The organism is Planomonospora alba (assembly GCF_039534085.1).
Classification (GTDB): domain Bacteria; phylum Actinomycetota; class Actinomycetes; order Streptosporangiales; family Streptosporangiaceae; genus Planomonospora_B; species Planomonospora_B alba.
The window spans coordinates 43,079-59,397 of sequence record NZ_BAAAUT010000026.1 but is presented as its reverse complement, the minus strand read 5'-3'; the positions used below and the strand labels follow the sequence as shown (position 1 = coordinate 59,397).

The following is a 16,319-nucleotide window of genomic DNA, read 5'->3' as shown; positions in this document are numbered from 1 at the left end:
CCCGCCACGCCGCGCCCGCGGCGCCCCGGGTACCCCTGTCCGCCCCGGTTCCGGGCGACGTGCTCGACGCCGCGCCGACCGCGGGCGACCGCCCCGCCGGCGAGGACCTGTTCCGCCCCCTGACCCCGCAGGCCCGGGCGGCCCTGGCCTACACCGACAAGCTGGTCGCCTCCGCCCCGCTCAGGGCGCCCGCGCCGGTGCCGGACGCCGGCCGGGCGTCCGCGGCGCCGGAGGACCGCGTCCCGGCCTTCCCGGGCACCGCGCCCTCCGCGGGCGCCGCGGTCTCCTCGGTTCCCGCGGCCTCTCCGGGCCCCGCGGCCGGAAGCGCCACCGGGGACGCCACGGCCGGTCCGCGGGCCCGCGACCGCGCCGGGGCCGCCCGCCCCGGGCGCGCCCGCGGAAGCCGCCGCAGGCACGGGCCCCGGCAGGCCCGGCGGGCCGCACGCCACCACGACTGGGCCTGGGAACTGCTCGGCTTCCTCATCTGCGTGGCGATCGCGATGATCGTCTTCTTCGCCGTCCCGACGGTCACCACTCCCTGAGGCGTCCGGGGCCTCCGGTCCGCTCCCCCGCCGGGGAGCGCGGCGGTCAGCTCGTCGGTGCGGGCCCTGCTGCCCCAGAACCACTCCACGTGGGCGTGCCGCCGCTGCTCGGCCAGCCAGTCGTCGAAGATCCGCCGCTCGACGAGCCCGCGGGTCACGTGGTCGAGCGTCGCCGGCTCCACCGCCAGCACGCACACGACGCAGAAGCCCCCGTCCGGGAGCCGTGCGGGCCCGAGCACCTCGCCGGCCCCCGCTTCCGCGGCCGGGACGCCGAAGAGCGCGACCAGCTCGCCCCGGCCGTTCGCCTCCATCCGGCAGGTGGCCGCGCCCGCCAGCGTCTCCTCGGCCGCCAGCGTGACGGGATCGGTCCCCCCTCCGGATCCGGGCGCCCCGCCCGCGCCGGGCCGCACGCCACCGGTGCCGCCGGCCCGCCACCCGGCGCGCAGCAGGGCCGCGGCGTCATCGGCCCGGTCCCCGTCCGCGTACCGCAGCCTGACCACGCGCAGCCGGTCGAACTCCGCGCGGTGCGCGGTGAAGAAGTCCTCCGCACGCCCCCCGGCCACCTCCCGGCGCAGTTCCGCCACCGCTGCCTCGGCCGCCACGATCTCCTCCAGCCGGGCGTGGGTCAGCCCTCGCTCGGCCATCCAGCGCCGCGTCGCCTGCGCGGTCAGCAGTCCCCGCGCGCGGCGGAAGGCGTCCACCGCCTCCTGGAGCCGGTCGGCGGGCAGGGCGACACCCCGGGTGGCCAGGGCCTGCTCGACCAGGGCGGCGTTCACCAGCCGCCGCGCGAGGCCGGTGTCCTCCCAGAGCACGTCGAGCACCGAGACGGCCCGCTCCATCGTCACGTCGACGCCGTCGACGCGCAGCACGAGCTGCTCGCCGGTGCGCTGGCTCCCCCGCAGCGGCCAGGGGATCGCCCGGTCCGGCGCGAAGGCCAGCGAGACCGTCCCCTCCGGCGCGGGGAACAGCAGGTCGTAGTGGTGGTCTCCGGTGGCGGCCTCGCGCTGCCGCAGCAGCCGCATCCGCACCCCCGGATGCCGGGCGCGCAGCTCCGCGAGCCGCTCGTCCGCCGCTTCCGGCCGCACCCCGTCCAGTCCGCGCAGCCACTCCAGGGCGTCCGCGAGGAGATCCGCGGACACGGGCGGCGCGGGACGTGCGGCGGGCTCGGCCGGCGTGTCCGGCCCGGACGCGGGCCGCGCAGGTGTGGTCGGCATGGTCAGACTCCTTCCAGCAGCAGGTCGCAGACGGCCTCGCTGATCGGCAGGCCGGTCAGCTCCTCGACCCACAGCCACTGCCCGTTGGGGTTGATCTCCAAGAACACGTACCGGCCGTCCGGGGTGAGGACCAGGTCGACGGCCCCGTAGGAGAGCCCGAGGCGCTCCGTCATCGCCAGGCACCGCCCGGCGACCTCGTCCGGGAGCCGGTGCACGCCGTACGGCGTCACCCTGGTGTCGTACCAGCGCCAGTCCACCTTGGACCGGTTGCTCTCCTGGGAGTGGATCTCGGCCGCGAACACGCGCCGGCCGACGACGGTGACCCGCAGTTCCAGCCGTTTGGGCACATACCGCTGCGCGATGACCGGGCAGAACCGCAGTGCGTCGGCGTACGCCAGGTCGCGGGCCGAGACGAGCTCGCACTTGCGGACGACCGTGTGGCCTGCGGCCAGGTCCTCCACCCACGGGGTGCCCCCCACCAGCTTGGTGACGACCTGCCCGTCGTGGCGGTTGTAGAAGTCCCACAGGTCGTCCGCGCGGGTCGTGATCAGGGTCTCCGGGATCTCGAAGCCGAGCTCGGCGGCCAGCACGAGCTGGGACGGCTTGTGCGCGGCCCGCCGGAACACCGACTCCCGTGCGGGCACCGTACGGCACGGCAGGTGCTCCCAGAGGTCGGTGATCAGCGTCGCGCTCTCCTGGGCGGTGTAGGCCGCCACCGACGGGTCGGTGATCTCCGGGTGGGCCTCGGGCGGCAGCGGGCGCCGCCACCACAGCGCGGTCAGCGCGTCCAGGTCGAGCGTGCCGGACCCGGTGTGCAGCAGCCGCCGGGAGAGCCCGCGGGAGGTGTAGGCCAGCTCGGCGCAGGCCCGGGCGGGGTAGTCGCGGTTGTCGAAGACCGTGGTGCGGGCGCCCCGTCCGGCCAGCAGCTTCCCGACGTGCTCGGCGTGCGGGTCGTTGTCGCGGGTGAGGATGAGGACATGCGGAGGTGACACGGGTCTCCTTGGAGGGCGGAGCCGGCGTGGGGAGGCCGGGCCGCCGGGGAGATACGGGCCGCTCCGGGTGCGGAGCGGCGGGGAGATACGGGCCGCTCCGGGTGCGGAGCGGCGGGGACGCCGGGCACGGGACGGCGCGCGTCCCGTGCCCGGCGGGCCTTCGACCGCGGCCGCCGCCGGGGGACGGCGGCCGCGGTCCGCCGCGCGGGCGGCGGCTCGTCAGTCGCCGTAGCAGACGCCCGGCGGGTCGAAGTACTCCGCCGTCACGATGTCGGGCTTCTGTCCGCCGCTGATGCCGCTCAGCGCGCTCTCGTCCAGCTCCATGCCGACCGGGGCGATGTCCCCCAGTTCAGTACGCGGTGCCGTCATTGGAACGTTCCTCCTTTTCTGTGGAGAGAAGTGCTGTCGAGAGAGACGATCGTCGATCTTGCTTGCGGGCGGCTTGGGAACCGCTGACTGCACTTGGACATCGCTTGGAGATCACCGGGAGACCGCAGGGGGATCACGGAGAGCCCGCCGGCAGCTGCGCCCGGACCAGGCTCGCGTACAGGCCCCCGGCGCCGGCCAGCTCGTCGTGCGCGCCGCGTTCGACGATCCGGCCGCCGTCCAGCACCACGATCAGGTCCGCGTCCCTGATCGTGCTGAGCCGGTGCGCGATCACGATGCGCGTCTGGGGGAGGGCGCCGAGGTTCGCGCCCAGCGCCGCCTCGGTGTCGGTGTCGAGGTGGCTGGTGGCCTCGTCCAGCAGCAGGACCTCCGGCCGGGCCAGGAGCGCCCTGGCCAGGGCGATGCGCTGGCGCTGGCCGCCGGACAGCCCCGCACCCTCGGTCAGCAGGGTGCCGTACCCCAGGGGCATGGCGGCGATGTCGTCGTGCACGCAGGCCAGCCGGGCGGCCTCCTCCACCCGGGCGGGCGAGGCGCCCGGTTCCCCCAGCGCGATGTTCTCGGCGATCGAGCCGGTGAACAGGGCGGGCTCCTGGGTGACCACCCCGAAACGGCGCCGCAGCCGCCGCGGGTCCATGCCGGACACCGGCACCCCGTCGTAGCGGATCTCGCCCTCGACCGGCGGGAACAGCCCGAGCAGCAGCCGCGCGAGGGTGGTCTTCCCCGACCCCGACCTGCCGACCAGTGCGACCTTCTGGCCCGGGGCGATGCGCAGGTCGACGCCGCGGACGATCCACGGGCTCTCGGGCGCGTACCGGAAGCCGACCCCCCTCAGCTCGATCCCGCGCCGCCCCGGCGCGCCCCCGGGCGCGGCCTGCCCGGCGGGGCGCCCGGGCACAGCGCCCTCCTCGCGGGCGGCCTCCCCGCCGGAACCGGGATCCGGAGCGGAGCCGGAAACCGGGGCGGGAGCGGCGGGCGGAGTGGGGGCCTGCCCGGATGCGGGGACCGGCTCGGATGCGGGGACCGGCTCGGGCGCGGTCTCCCAGATGTCGGTGAGCCGCTCGGCCTGGGCCCGGGCGGTCTGCAGGCCCCGCATGCTCGCCGTCAGCGAGGCCAGCGGCGTCAGCGCGGCGGAGGCCAGGGCCAGCGCGCCGAGCATGGCACCCGGGGTGAGCCGGCCGTCCGTCACCTGCCACGCGCCGGCCCACAGCAGCACCGGCGGGGCGGCGAACCTCAGCGCCCCCAGCACGGCGTCCTGCACGCCCTGGGCGAGCGAGCTCCGCCGTACCCGGTCCGTCTGGGCGTCCAGCAGCAGCCGCCAGCGGTCCAGGACCCGGGCCTCCGCCCCGGACGACTTGATCGTCTCGATGCCCCTGACGGCCTCGGCGAGCCGTCCCTGCGCGTCCGCGCGCGCCTCCTGCTCGCGGAGGGACAGGTCGCGGATCCGCCGCCGGGTGGCGAGGAGCAGGAGGATCTGGGCCGCCGCCAGGGCGGCGAGCACCCCGCCGAGCAGCGGCGACCGCACGGTGACCGCGATCAGGTAGCCGAGGGCGAGGGGGCCGTCGAGCAGGGCCGACAGCACCTGGCCGGTGAGGATGTCACGCAGCAGGCCCGCACCGGTGATCCGCGCGACCAGGTCGGCCGAGCCGCGGTGCGCGAAGAACCGGAACGGCAGGCTGAGCAGCCGCCGCGCCAGGTCGTCGAGCAGGGCGGCGTCGGCCCGGGTCCGCAGCACCGCCAGCGCCCAGGCCCGCAGGCCCCCGGTCACGAGCTGGGCGGCGGCCGCCGCGGCCGCGGCCGCCCCCAGCAGGGTCAGCAGACCGGCCTCCCCCGCCCCGAGCACCCGGTCCACGACGATCTCGGTCAGGACGGGCAGCACGAGCCCGAAGCCCTGCAGGACGAGGCTGAGCAGGACGAGCACGGCCAGGAGTCCCCGGTGGTTCAGCACCGCGAACCGGGCGTACCGCGCCCACCAGGACCGCTGCCCGCCGTGGCGCCCCCGGCGGAAGCCCGGTCCCGGGGCGAAGGTGAGGAGCACGCCGCTGTAGTCCCGCGCGAACTCCTCCCGGGTGAGCCGCAGGCGCCCGATCGCCGGGTCCACGACCGTGACGTGCTCCCCCGCGGCCCGTTCCACCACGACGAAGTGCCGCGCCCGCCAGTGGGCGACGGCCGGCAGGGGCGCCCCGGGCACGTCCGCCGCGGGGAGGGAGAACGCGCGGGCGGTCAATCCCCGCGCCCGCGCGACCCGCACCACGCCGAGGGCGCTGACGCCGTCCCGCCCCGCTCCCATCTCCTCGGCCAGGACGCGCACCGGGACGCGGTGCCCGTGCGCACCGAGGATCATCGCGAGGCAGGCGGCCCCGCACTCGACCAGGTTGTGCTGGAGTATGACTGGAACCCGCATGGAGCGGCAGTCTGGGCCCTCCCGCTGAGATCACACTTGCAGACGACCTGGGGACCGGCCACCGCGGCTCACTGCGACCGGTTCGCCGCCTGCGCCGCCCGCTCCCCGATCTCCGACTGCAGGCCCTCGATCGTGCGGCGGACGAGGTCGAGCTCCTCCCTGATCGCGTGCAGGGTCCTGCCGGTGTCGGAGAGACTGCCCGCCCTGCCCTGCGCCTCCAGCCGGGCGCACAGCTCCGCCAGGGCGGTGGCGCCCATGTTGACGGCCGAGCCCTTCAGGCTGTGCGCCTGCTTCTCCACGTCCTTGGGGTCGCCCCGGCCGACGGCCTCCTCCAGTTCCTCGACGGCGCCCGGGGCCTTGCTGACGAAGGAGGTGGCGAGGTAGTCGACCATCTCCCAGTCGTCCTCCCCCGCGTCCGGGCCGGCCAGCTCGTCGAACCGGTTGCGGATGGAGGTCTCCCGCTCGGGCGCGGCCTCCTCGGACGGCGGCCCGGCAGGACCGGGCTCCTGCGGCGGGCGCCGGGCCGGGGCGGTCGCGGCGTCCGGCGGCGCGGGCTCCCCCTCCGGCGGCCGGGCCGGGCCGCGCGCAGGCGCCTGCGCCGCGGCGGGTTCCTGCTCCGCGACGGGTTCGGCGGGCTCGACGGGTGCCTCCGCCGGGGGCCGGGCCGGGGCGCCGGCGGGGGCGGGCGCCGTGCCGGACACGGGCCGCACCCGTTCCAGGAGCTCGCCCAGCTCGTGCGCGCGCACCGGTTTGGCCAGGTAGTCGTCCATGCCGGCGTCCCGGCACGCCTCCTGGTCCTCGCCGAGCACGCTGGCCGTCAGCGCCACGATGTACGGCCGGGCCTCGGGCTGCTCGGCGCGGATCCGCCGGGTCGCCTCCAGCCCGTCCATCTCCGGCATGTGCACGTCCATGAGGATCACGTCGTAGGAGGTGCGCCGTACCGCCTCCACCGCCTCCATCCCGTTGCCGACCGTGTCCACGCGGTGGCCGAGCCTGGCCAGCATGAGCTGCGCGACCTTCTGGTTGACCGGGTTGTCCTCGGCCAGGAGCACCTCCAGCACGCCGCGCCGGGCCGCGGAGCCCGCCACGGCCTCCTCCCGCGGGCCGCCCGCCGCCTCCGTGCCGGGCGCCGCGGCCTCCTTGCGCGCGATCGCACCCGACACCTTCTCCTTCAGCACCGTGCTGCGGGCGGGTTTGGTCAGCACGGCGTCGAACAGGTTCTGCTGCCCGCCCCGGGCCCGCCAGTGCACGCTCGTCAGCAGCACCAGCGGCAGGTCCCGGCCGGCCGGGAGGTCGCGCAGCGCGGCGGCCAGCTGCTCGCCGTCCATCTCCGGCATGTGCATGTCGAGGAGCGCGACGTCGTAGGCGCGGCCCGAGGCCAGCAGCTCCACCGCCTCGCCAGGCGAGCCGACGTCGGTGCACCCCATGCCCCAGCCGGTGAGCTGGAGCCTCAGCACGTGCCGGTTGGTCGCGTTGTCGTCCACGACCAGCGCCGCCCGGCCGGCGAGCTCCACGGCGGTGGGCGGCGGCTCGGGCTCCGGGCACTCGGGGCATCCGGCCAGCACCGCGGTCAGGGTGAAGGTGGAGCCGGCCCCGACCTCGCTGGCGACCTCCAGGTCGCCGCCCATGGCCTTGGCCAGCCGCTTGCTGATGGCCAGTCCGAGGCCCGTGCCCCCGTAGACGCGGGTGGTCGAGGAGTCCACCTGGCTGAACGACCGGAACAGCCGGTCCATGCGGTCGGCCGGGATGCCGATCCCGGTGTCCCGGACCGCCACCCGGAGACGGACCGGGCCGTCCTCGCGCTCCGAGAGGCGCTCCCCGTCCGCGGTGAGGACGATCTCCCCCCGGTCGGTGAACTTCACCGCGTTGCTGAGCAGGTTGACGACCACCTGCCGGATCCGCGTCACGTCGCCGCGCAGCATCCGGGGGCAGTCCGGGGAGATGTCGCCGACCAGCTCCAGCCCCTTGCTCTCGGCGGCGAGCGCCATCAGGGCGAGCGTGCTCTCCAGGCACTCGTGCACGTCGAACGGCTCGTCGTCGAGTTCGAGCTGGCCGGCCTCGATCTTGGAGTAGTCCAGGATGTCGTTGATGACGGCGAGCAGGGCCTCGCCGCTGTTGCGCACGGTCTCGGCGAGCTCGTGCTGGTCGGCGTCGAGCTCGGTGTCCAGCAGCAGGTCCGTCATCCCGATCACGGCGTTCATGGGGGTGCGGATCTCGTGGCTCATGGTCGCCAGGAACGACGCCTTGGCCGCCGCCGCGGCGAGGGCCTCGTCCCGCGCCTGGGCGATGACCCGGACCGAGCCGTTGACCGCCTCGGCCATCTGCGCCAGCTCCAGCGGCTCGTGCACCTCGGCGGGACGGCCCACGTCGCCGGCCGCGACGCGCCGCGCGGCGGCCGTCACCTCGTCCACGGAGGTGGTCACCTTGCGCGTCGTCCACCACGCGGCGGCGCCGACCAGCAGGGCCGACAGCAGCGAGCCCCACAGGATGACGGTCCGGGTCTCGGCGGCGCTCTCGGCGCTGGCGTTCTTGCGCAGGCCGAGCAGGCGCGTCTCCTCCTGCCTCATCTGGTTCAGCAGGCTCTGGATCGCGAACATGCTCTGCTGGCCGCGGTTGGTCATGACGAGGTCGCGGGCGGCCTCGAAGCCCTCCTCCTGGCGCAGGCGCACCGACTCGGCGAGCTCGCCGAGTTTCACCTGGACCTCCTGCTGGAGCCGGTCCAGGCTCTCCTGCTGGCGGGGGTTGCCGGCGGTCATCCGGCGCAGGGCCGCGATCTCACCGCCGAGCCGGCCGGTCGCCTCCCGGTACGGCACCAGGTAGCTGTCCTGCCCGGTGATGACGTAGCCGCGCTGGCCCCGCTCGGCGTCCTTGACCAGGCTCCGGACCACCCCGATCCGGTCGAGGACCTGCTGGGTGTGCTCGACCGAGCGCACGTCGGCCTGGAGGGATCCGATGCGCGTGTAGGCGCTGATCCCGATGACGGCGAGGGTGAGGAACGCGATCACGTAACCGACCGCGAGCAGCCTGCCCAGGGTCCAGCCGGTCGTGCGCCGTCTCCTGCCCGGTCCGGACGTCCGCGGTCCGGATGAGGGCGGGGGCGCGGGTGCCGCCATGGTCTCGTCCCCTTCTCCACCTTCGCCATATAACCCCGTTTCAGGCTATATATCCGTTTTCGTGGAGAGGATGTGCCGTGCCGGCCCCGGGCCGCCGCGCTCCCGGCGGACCTCGCGGCGGGCGGATCAGGACGGCAGGGCGAGGCGGACGGTGCCGACGGCGTGGTCCCCGAGACCGACCCTGCCCCGGACCTCGACCGTGAACACACCGTCCTCGCACCCGGCCACGCCGCCGCTGAAGGCGAGTGTGTCACCCGCGTAGGCGGGCACGCCGAGCCGGACCTTGATGCCCCGGACCAGCGCCTCGGGCCCCGCCCAGTCGGTGACGTAGCGCTCGACCAGGCCCATCGTGGTCAGGATGTTGAGGAAGACGTCCTTCGCCCCCTGGGCGCGGGCGGCGGCGGGATCGTGGTGGACCGGGGTGAGGTCCATCGTCGCCAGCGCGGTCGAGACGACGAGGCCGGGGGTCAGCTCCAGGACCAGCCCGGGCAGGACGCTGCCGACCTCGACCTCGCCCTCGGTCAGCGTGCGCATCTCGGCTCCCTCGGCACCCGCGCGGCCGGGACGGGCGTGTCTGCCGTCCCGCGGTCCCGCGCCGTGCGCGCCGGCCTCCCGGCGCGCTCCTCGCTCGTCTGCGGCCACACTCTCCCAGGAGGACGCGGCCTCCTGCCCGGCCGCGGGCCCCCGCGGGTGCGGCTTCCGCTCCCCGGGCGGGGTTTTCCCCTCCCGGGGACGGAATTTCAACACCCGGAAGAGCATCTCGGCGACGGGCTCCCCGGCCCCGGAGACCGGGCCGGCCGTACCGTCCCGGGCCGCATCCTCGCCGGAGGCGCCGCCTCCGGGCGTGCCGTCCCGGCCCGCACCGGCCCCGGCCGCCGCCGCCCCGCCGGGCGCACCGCCTCCGGCCGCGCCTCCGCGGGCGTCCGGGTCCGCGGCGGCGGTCCCGCCGGGCCCCCGCGAGTACCACGTGACGTTCCAGGTCACGAAGTAGCCCTCGCCGAGCGCCGTCCGCTTCGGGCCGGTCAGCCCGGCCAGCCGCGTGGCCGGGACCAGCAGCTCGCCGGGGCGCACGTAGCGGTGGTAGGTCTGCTCGCAGTCGGTGGCGACCACGCCGGTGTAGCCGCCGCCGTCGAGCGTGCGCAGCACGTCGTCGACCGGGCCCGCCTCCCGCGGTGCCCGGCCGCGCCCGCCGGGCATGGTCCAGACCTGGATCATCGCCGGGGGAGCCACGGTCCCGCCGTGCACGCTCGCGGCGGCCGCCCGCGCGTCGGTGTAGACCGGGTTGGCGTCGCCCAGCGCGTCGGCCCAGCGCCGGATCATGGGGACGTTCACCGGGACCGCCGCGGCGCTCCCCCGCACCTCCCCGGCGGCGGCCCGCCCGGCCGCCAGCCGTACCAGCCGCTCGTGCAGCGTCTCCCCCGCCGCCTCCCCCGGTGTCCGTCCCGGGGCCTCCTCCCGCGCGCTCACCGGGGCGGCCTCGGCAGGTTCAGGCCGAGCATGGCGATCAGCTCGCGCTGCACCTCGTTGACGCCGCCGCCGAAGGTGAGCACGAGCGCCCCCTTGGCCAGGCGGTCGATCCGCTCGGCGAACTCCGCCGTCTCCGGGTCGGACAGATCCCCGAACCGGGCCACGGCGTCGCCGACGATCCGGCCGGCCTCCTGCACGGCCTCCGAGGCGTAGACCTTGGTGGCGGAGGCGTCGGGGGCGCCCAGCCAGCCGAGGTCCATCGCGGAGGCGACCTGCCAGTTGAGCAGCTCGTTGGTGCGGAAGAGCACGTGGAGGCGGCCGAGCGCCCGGCGGACCTGTGGCTCGCCGTCGATGCCGGTGGCGCGCGCCCAGTGCAGGAACCGGTCGCGCAGGCGGCCGAGGTTGCCCGCCGGGCCGAGCGTGACCCGCTCGTGGTTGAGCTGGTCGACGATCAGGTCCCAGCCCCGGTTCACCTCGCCCACGACCATGTCCACCGGCACGCGCACCCCGGAGTAGTAGGTGGCGTTGGTGTGGTGGCGGCCGTCCATGGTGATGATCGGCGTCCAGGAGTAGCCGGGGTCGGAGCAGTCCACGATCATCATCGTGATGCCGCGGTGCCGCGCCGCCCCCGGGTCGGTGCGGGCGGCCAGCCAGATGTAGTGCGCGTAGTGGGCGCCGGAGGTGAAGACCTTCTGGCCGTCCACCACGTAGTGGTCGCCGTCGAGGACCGCCGTGGTGCGCAGCGCGGCCAGGTCGGTGCCCGCCTCCGGCTCGCTGTAGCCGATCGCGAAGTGGCACTCGCCGGCCAGGATGCGCGGCAGGAAGAAGTCCTTCTGGGCGGGCGTGCCGTGCTTCATGAGGGTGGGGCCGACGGTCTGCACGGTGATGAGCGGGTAGGGCACCTCGGCGCGGGCGATCTCGTTGGCGAAGATCTGCTGCTCCACAGGGCCGTACCCGCCGCCGCCGTACTCCTTCGGCCAGCCGAGCCCGAGCTTGCCGTCGCGGCCGAGGCGCCGGCAGTGCTCCATGTAGGCGTCGCCGAACGGGTCCGCGTCGATCTTCGCGCGCTCCTCGGCGGTCAGGCAGCTCTGGAAGTACTCGCGCAGCCCGTCGCGGAGCCGCTTCTGCTCCGCGGTCAGGTCGATCATCATCCGGCCAGCGCTCCGATCGTGTCGAGCTGGAGCTCCGCGCCGCCCAGCAGCTGGGCGTGGTGGCGGCCCCAGGCGAAGTGGCGGTGGAGGGGGTAGGTCACGTCCAGGCCGATCCCGCCGTGCAGGTGCTGGCAGGTGTACAGGGCGCGCAGCGCCGTGTCGGCGGCGGTGAAGGCCGCCACCGCCAGGTCCGCGTCGGCCTCCTCGGCCAGGCCTTCGGCGAGCCGCCAGACGCCCGAGCGGACGGCCACGTCCAGCGCCCGGGAGGCGACGTAGACGTCGGCGATCTGCATGGTCACCGCCTGGAACTCGGCCAGCGCCCGGCCGAACTGCCTGCGCGTGCGCAGGTGCCCGCAGGTCAGCTCCAGGGCCCCGGCCAGCACCCCGGAGACGGTGGCGACGGCCCCGGCGACGGCCAGCCGGCCGAGCCCGCGCACGGCCTCCGCTCCGGCCGGGCCCCCGATCCCGCCGACCGGCTCCGCGGGCGCGCCGTCCAGCACGAGCACGGCCCCCGGCTCCCCGCTCGGCAGGCGCACCGGCCGCACCCGCGCCGCCGCGGGCTCGACCAGGAACAGCCCCGGCCCGGCCTCCGTCCCGGCCGCCACCAGGACCCGCGCCGCCTGGGCGGCGTAGGGCACGGTCCCGGTCCGGCCGTCGAGCAGCGGGCCGCCCGCCCCCTCCCGCGCCGTCACCGAAGGCCGTCCGCGGCCTCCGGGGCCGCTCGGCGCCGCGCTCAGCACGAGCTCCCCGTCGGCCAGCGGCGCCAGCGCCCGGCGCTGCTCCGCGGAGCCGTACCGGGCCACGGCCATCGCGGCGACCAGGCTCTGCTGGGCGGGGACGGGGGCGACACGGGCGCCGATCTCACGCAGGACGACGGCCAGCTCCACCGGCCCGAGCCCGGCGCCGCCCGCCTCCTCCGGCAGGACCGCCCCGAGCAGCCCGGCCCGGGCCAGGGAGCGCCACATCCCCGCGTCGTACGGCGCGCCGCCGCGTTCGTGCGCCTCCAGCCGGGCCGGGGTCGCCTCCCGTTCCAGGAGGCCCGCCGCCAGAGCCCGCAGATCTTCCTGTGTCTCGTCGAGGTTGAAGTCCACCGGCGCCTCCCGGACGTGGTTCCCGAATCGCCCGACCAGAAATTAGAACAGATTACAATAAGTGTCCAGATCCCTCCCGATCAACATCGCACAAAAAGCCCCGGTGAGATATATGCCACGGGTGATCAGGGAGATTTGTGACCGGCGAGTAACTCATCAGAGAAGGCGGAAATCAGATAACGTGTTCTCATGCGCACTCCGCATGCGACCATCGAGGCGCCGCCGACCCCGCGCCTCACCGGCACGTCAGCCCCGAGCACCGCCGGAACCGTCACGACCGAGAGGGCCCCCGGCGTGCACAGCGAACCGTCCACCGACGTCCGCACGAAGAGCCAGCACCAGCGACGCAAGCGCATCGTCCAGGCCGCCGCCGCGCTCGCCTCCCGGGGCGGCGTCGAGGCCATGCAGATGCGCACCGTCGCCGAGCGCGCGGGGGTGGCGCTCGGCACGCTCTACCGCTACTTCCCTTCGAAGATGGACCTCGTCGTGGCCGTCGTCAGCGAGGAGATCGAGCTGCTGGAGACCAGCATCGAGCGCCGCCCGCCCGCCGCCGCCACCCCGGCCGGCCGCGCGGTCGACGTGCTGATGCGGGCCACCCGGGGCCTGATGCGCGAACCCGAGCTCGCCGACGCCCTCATCCGCTCGCTGATCATGACCGAGGTGGAGACCCCGTTCGGCGACCGCATGGCGGCCCTGCTCATCCGCGTGGCGGGCGGTGCCGGCACGGATGGCCCGACCGAGGAGCAGCTGGCCCTGGCCGGCGCGCTGGCGAGCGTCTGGGTCCACGAGCTGCTGGAGATGCTGCGCGGCCGGCGGACCCACGAACAGGTCCAGCACCGCATCGAGATCGCCGCCGACCGCCTGTTCTCCGATTTCCGCTCGCCGTCTTCCACAGCGAACTAGAACGGATTACAGTCAGAGCGCACGCTGACTGGAATCATATTCTGCACATCGCGCGGGCCGCGCGGCGGGCGGACCCCGTGGCCTCCGCCCCCGTCCGGACCGCCCGGGCGAGGAGACCGGATGGGCGCAGTGATCGTCGAGGCCGTGCGCACCCCGATCGGCAGGCGGGGCGGCCTCCTGGCCGGGCTGAAGCCCCAGGAGCTGCTCGCCCGTGCGCTCCGCGGCCTGGTGGACCGGGCAGCGATCGACCCGGCGGTCGTCGGCCAGGTCTTCGCCGGGTGCGTGACCCAGGCCGGTGAGCAGGGCGGCCACGTCGGGCGTTACGCCTGGCTGTACGCCGGGCTGCCGCACACCACGGGCGTCACCACGGTCGACGCGCAGTGCGGCTCCTCCCAGCAGGCCGTCCACCTGGCCGCCGCCCTCATCGACGCGGGCGTCGTCGGCGTCGGCGTCGCCTGCGGCGTCGAGGTGATGAGCCGCGTCCCGCTGGGCAGCAACGTGCTCCCCGCGACCGCCAAGCCCGACGACTGGTCCCTCGACATGCCCGACCAGTTCACCGCCGCCGAGCGGATCGCGCGGCGGCGCGGGCTGACCCGCGAGGACCTCGACCGGTTCGGCGCCCGCTCCCAGCGGCTGGCCGCCGAGGCGTGGGCCGACGGCCGCTACGGGCGCGAGGTCCTCCCGGTGACCGCCCCGGTGCTCGGGCGGGACGGCCTGCCGACCGGCGAGCGCCGTACGGTCACCCGGGACGAGGGGCTGCGCGAGACCACCGCCGAGACGCTCGCCCGGCTCCGGCCGGTCCTGGAGGGCGGCCTGCACACCGCCGGCACCTCCTCGCAGATCTCCGACGGCGCGGCGGCGGTGCTGCTGGCGAGCGAGGCCGCCGCCGCCCGGTACGGCCTGCGCCCCCGGGCCAGGATCCGCGCCCAGGCGCTCGTCGGCGCCGAGCCGTACTACCACCTGGACGGCCCGGTGGACGCCACGGCCAAGGTGCTGGCGGACGCCGGCATGACGGTGGGCGACATCGACCGCTTCGAGGTCAACGAGGCGTTCGCCTCCGTCGTGCTCTCCTGGGCCTCGGTGCACGGGCCGGACATGGAGCGGGTCAACGTCGGCGGCGGGGCCATCGCGCTCGGCCATCCGGTCGGCGCCACCGGGGCCCGGCTGGTCGCCTCCGCCCTGCACGAGCTGGAGCGCTCCGGCTCCTCGACCGCCCTGGTCACGATGTGCGCGGGCGGGGCGCTGGCCACCGCGACCGTTCTGGAGCGCCTCTGACGCGTTCCCCGGGGCCGGGGCCGGAGCACCGCGGACGACCTCGGCGGCCCCGCATCCGCCCTACACTCCTGGGCATCCGATGCACAGGCGAGTCCGGGATGGTGAGGCGTGGCGGTCACCGACGCCGCGATCGGCAAGATCAAGCAGATGATCCTCTCGGGTGAGCTGGCCCCGGGCAGCCGGCTGCCCAAGGAGGCCGACCTGGCCGAGCGGCTCGGCCTGTCGCGCAACTCCCTGCGCGAGGCCGTCCGGGCCCTGGCACTGATCAACGTGCTGGACGTGCGCCAGGGCGACGGGACCTACGTCACCAGCCTGGAGCCGGGTCTGCTGCTGGACGCGCTCTCGTTCGTGGTGGACTTCCACCAGGACGACACCGTGCTGCACTTCCTCCAGGTCCGGCGGATCCTCGAACCGGCGGCCACCGCGCTGGCCGCGGCCCGGATGGGCGAGGCCGACGTGGCCGAGCTGCGCGGCATCCTCGCCGAGCTGCCCGAGGAGCCGACCGTCGAGCAGCTCGTCGCCAACGACGTCCGGTTCCACCAGCGCATCGCGGAGGGCTCGGGCAACCCGGTGCTCTGCTCGCTGATCGAGGGCCTGTCCGGCCCCACCACCCGGGCCCGCGTCTGGCGGGGACTCACCCAGGGTGGCGCGCTGGCCAAGACCCGCGAGCAGCACGCCGCCATCTGCGACGCCATCGCCTCCCGCCGGCCGGAGGTCGCCCGGGCCTGGGCCACGGTGCACATCGCCGGGGTCGAGGAGTGGCTCCGCGAGACCCTGGCCTGAACCCGGCACACGAAGCCCCCAGCACACGAGGCCCTCAGCACACGAGGCCCTCGGCGGCGAGCTCGGCCCAGAGGTCGTCGGGCACCGGCGCGGCGGCCAGGGCCGCGTTGCGGGCCACCTCGGCGGCCGAGCGGGCGCCGAACACCACCGAGGCGACCGCCGGGTGGCGGAGCGGGAAGGCCAGCGCGGCCTGGGGCAGGGTGACGCCGTGCCGTTCGCAGACCGCGGCGATCCGGCGGGCCCGCTCCAGCAGCGGTCCCGGGGCCGGGACGTAGTCGTAGGTGCCGGCGGGCTCGCGGGTGGCCAGCAGCCCGCTGTTGAACACCCCGCCCGCGAGCACGGCCACGCCGCGCTCCGCGCAGAGCGGCAGCAGCCCGCGCTCGGCCGACCGGTCGAGCAGCGTGTAGCGGCCGGCGAGCATCACCACGTCCATGTCGGTCTCCCGGACGAACCGGGCGAGCATCTCCCACTGGTTCATGCCCGCCCCGATCGCCCGGACGACGCCCTGGTCGCGCAGCTCGGCCAGGGCCGGGTACGCCTCGGAGACGGCCTGCTCCCAGTGGTCGTCCGGGTCGTGGATCAGCACGATGTCGACCGCGTCGAGGCCGAGCCGCCGCAGGCTCTCCTCCAGCGAGCGCCGCACCCCGTCGCGCGAGTAGTCGCGCACCCGGCGCAGGGCGGCCGGGACGGCGAACCCCTCGTCGTCGGTGCGGCCCCCGCCGCCGTCCTCCGCCGGCACCAGCAGGCGGCCGACCTTGGTGGAGAGCGTGTAGGAGCCGCGGGGCCGGCCGGCCAGGGCCGCGCCGAGCCGCCGCTCCGACAGGCCGAGCCCGTAGTGCGGCGCGGTGTCGAACAGGCGGATGCCCGCCTCGTAGGCGGCGTCCACCGCCGCCCGCGCCGTGGCGTCGTCCACCGCGGTGAACAGGTTGCCGATCGGGCCGCCCCCGAGGCCGTACCTGCCGATGTCCATCGTGCGCTCCGTTCCCGCGGCTCCTGCGGC

Annotated in this window: 12 protein-coding genes; 3 read left to right on the top strand and 9 right to left on the bottom strand. The window is 75.6% G+C overall.

From position 1 onward, the window contains the following. Positions 1 to 148 precede the first annotated feature (148 nt). From ABD823_RS17190 to ABD823_RS17155, 8 genes are all read right to left on the bottom strand, one after another. Positions 149 to 1,756 (bottom strand): TIGR04500 family putative peptide maturation system protein, encoded by a 1,608-nt coding sequence (locus tag ABD823_RS17190; RefSeq protein ID WP_344860697.1) that lies wholly within the window; start codon positions 1,754 to 1,756, stop codon positions 149 to 151. Between the two features lie 2 nt (positions 1,757 to 1,758). Further along, complete coding sequence (locus ABD823_RS17185) at positions 1,759 to 2,748, bottom strand: MvdC/MvdD family ATP grasp protein (RefSeq protein ID WP_344860695.1); 990 nt, start codon at positions 2,746 to 2,748, stop codon at positions 1,759 to 1,761. Between the two features lie 219 nt (positions 2,749 to 2,967). Continuing rightward, positions 2,968 to 3,117, bottom strand: coding sequence for a hypothetical protein (locus tag ABD823_RS17180; RefSeq protein ID WP_344860692.1), 150 nt, complete (start codon positions 3,115 to 3,117; stop codon positions 2,968 to 2,970). A 133-nt stretch (positions 3,118 to 3,250) separates the two neighbouring features. After that, on the bottom strand, positions 3,251 to 5,536 hold the full coding sequence (locus ABD823_RS17175) for a peptidase domain-containing ABC transporter (RefSeq protein ID WP_344860690.1): 2,286 nt from the start codon (positions 5,534 to 5,536) through the stop codon (positions 3,251 to 3,253). Between the two features lie 68 nt (positions 5,537 to 5,604). After that, positions 5,605 to 8,649, bottom strand: a complete 3,045-nt coding sequence (locus tag ABD823_RS17170; RefSeq protein WP_344860688.1) for a response regulator — start codon at positions 8,647 to 8,649, stop codon at positions 5,605 to 5,607. A 126-nt stretch (positions 8,650 to 8,775) separates the two neighbouring features. Further along, positions 8,776 to 10,116: an FAS1-like dehydratase domain-containing protein gene (locus tag ABD823_RS17165; protein WP_344860685.1), complete on the bottom strand. Its 1,341-nt coding sequence runs from the start codon at positions 10,114 to 10,116 to the stop codon at positions 8,776 to 8,778. Beyond that, positions 10,113 to 11,267 (bottom strand): acyl-CoA dehydrogenase family protein, encoded by a 1,155-nt coding sequence (locus ABD823_RS17160; protein WP_344860683.1) that lies wholly within the window; start codon positions 11,265 to 11,267, stop codon positions 10,113 to 10,115. The genes ABD823_RS17165 and ABD823_RS17160 overlap by 4 nt, the downstream gene beginning before the upstream one ends. Continuing rightward, complete coding sequence (locus tag ABD823_RS17155) at positions 11,264 to 12,358, bottom strand: acyl-CoA dehydrogenase family protein (protein ID WP_344860680.1); 1,095 nt, start codon at positions 12,356 to 12,358, stop codon at positions 11,264 to 11,266. Before ABD823_RS17155 ends, ABD823_RS17160 begins: the two co-directional genes overlap by 4 nt. A 189-nt stretch (positions 12,359 to 12,547) precedes the next feature. Here ABD823_RS17155 and ABD823_RS17150 point away from each other — a divergent pair, with 189 nt between their 5' ends. The 3 genes from ABD823_RS17150 (at position 12,548) to ABD823_RS17140 (ending at position 15,319) form a co-directional block, all read left to right on the top strand. Beyond that, positions 12,548 to 13,261: a TetR family transcriptional regulator gene (locus ABD823_RS17150; RefSeq protein WP_344860678.1), complete on the top strand. Its 714-nt coding sequence runs from the start codon at positions 12,548 to 12,550 to the stop codon at positions 13,259 to 13,261. 120 nt (positions 13,262 to 13,381) lie between these two features. Continuing rightward, positions 13,382 to 14,536, top strand: coding sequence for a steroid 3-ketoacyl-CoA thiolase (locus ABD823_RS17145; RefSeq protein WP_344860676.1), 1,155 nt, complete (start codon positions 13,382 to 13,384; stop codon positions 14,534 to 14,536). Positions 14,537 to 14,644: 108 nt separating this feature from the next. Further along, a complete protein-coding gene (locus ABD823_RS17140; protein ID WP_344860674.1) occupies positions 14,645 to 15,319 on the top strand; it encodes a FadR/GntR family transcriptional regulator in 675 nt (224 codons plus the stop codon). Positions 15,320 to 15,353: 34 nt separating this feature from the next. Here ABD823_RS17140 and ABD823_RS17135 read toward each other — a convergent pair whose 3' ends face one another. Continuing rightward, the gene (locus tag ABD823_RS17135) at positions 15,354 to 16,289 is read right to left on the bottom strand and encodes an aldo/keto reductase (RefSeq protein ID WP_344860673.1); all 936 of its coding nucleotides are present in this window, start codon (positions 16,287 to 16,289) and stop codon (positions 15,354 to 15,356) included. Positions 16,290 to 16,319 lie beyond the last annotated feature (30 nt).

Bases quoted from the DNA above. Each gene is read 5' to 3' on its own strand.
- ABD823_RS17190 (WP_344860697.1), bottom strand. From the start codon at position 1,756: ATGCCGACCACACCTGCGCGGCCCGCGTCCGGGCCGGACACGCCGGCC.
- ABD823_RS17180 (WP_344860692.1), bottom strand. From the start codon at position 3,117: ATGACGGCACCGCGTACTGAACTGGGGGACATCGCCCCGGTCGGCATG.
- ABD823_RS17175 (WP_344860690.1), bottom strand. From the start codon at position 5,536: ATGCGGGTTCCAGTCATACTCCAGCACAACCTGGTCGAGTGCGGGGCC.
- ABD823_RS17170 (WP_344860688.1), bottom strand. From the start codon at position 8,649: ATGGCGGCACCCGCGCCCCCGCCCTCATCCGGACCGCGGACGTCCGGA.
- ABD823_RS17160 (WP_344860683.1), bottom strand. From the start codon at position 11,267: ATGATGATCGACCTGACCGCGGAGCAGAAGCGGCTCCGCGACGGGCTG.
- ABD823_RS17150 (WP_344860678.1), top strand. From the start codon at position 12,548: ATGCGCACTCCGCATGCGACCATCGAGGCGCCGCCGACCCCGCGCCTC.
- ABD823_RS17145 (WP_344860676.1), top strand. From the start codon at position 13,382: ATGGGCGCAGTGATCGTCGAGGCCGTGCGCACCCCGATCGGCAGGCGG.
- ABD823_RS17135 (WP_344860673.1), bottom strand. From the start codon at position 16,289: ATGGACATCGGCAGGTACGGCCTCGGGGGCGGCCCGATCGGCAACCTG.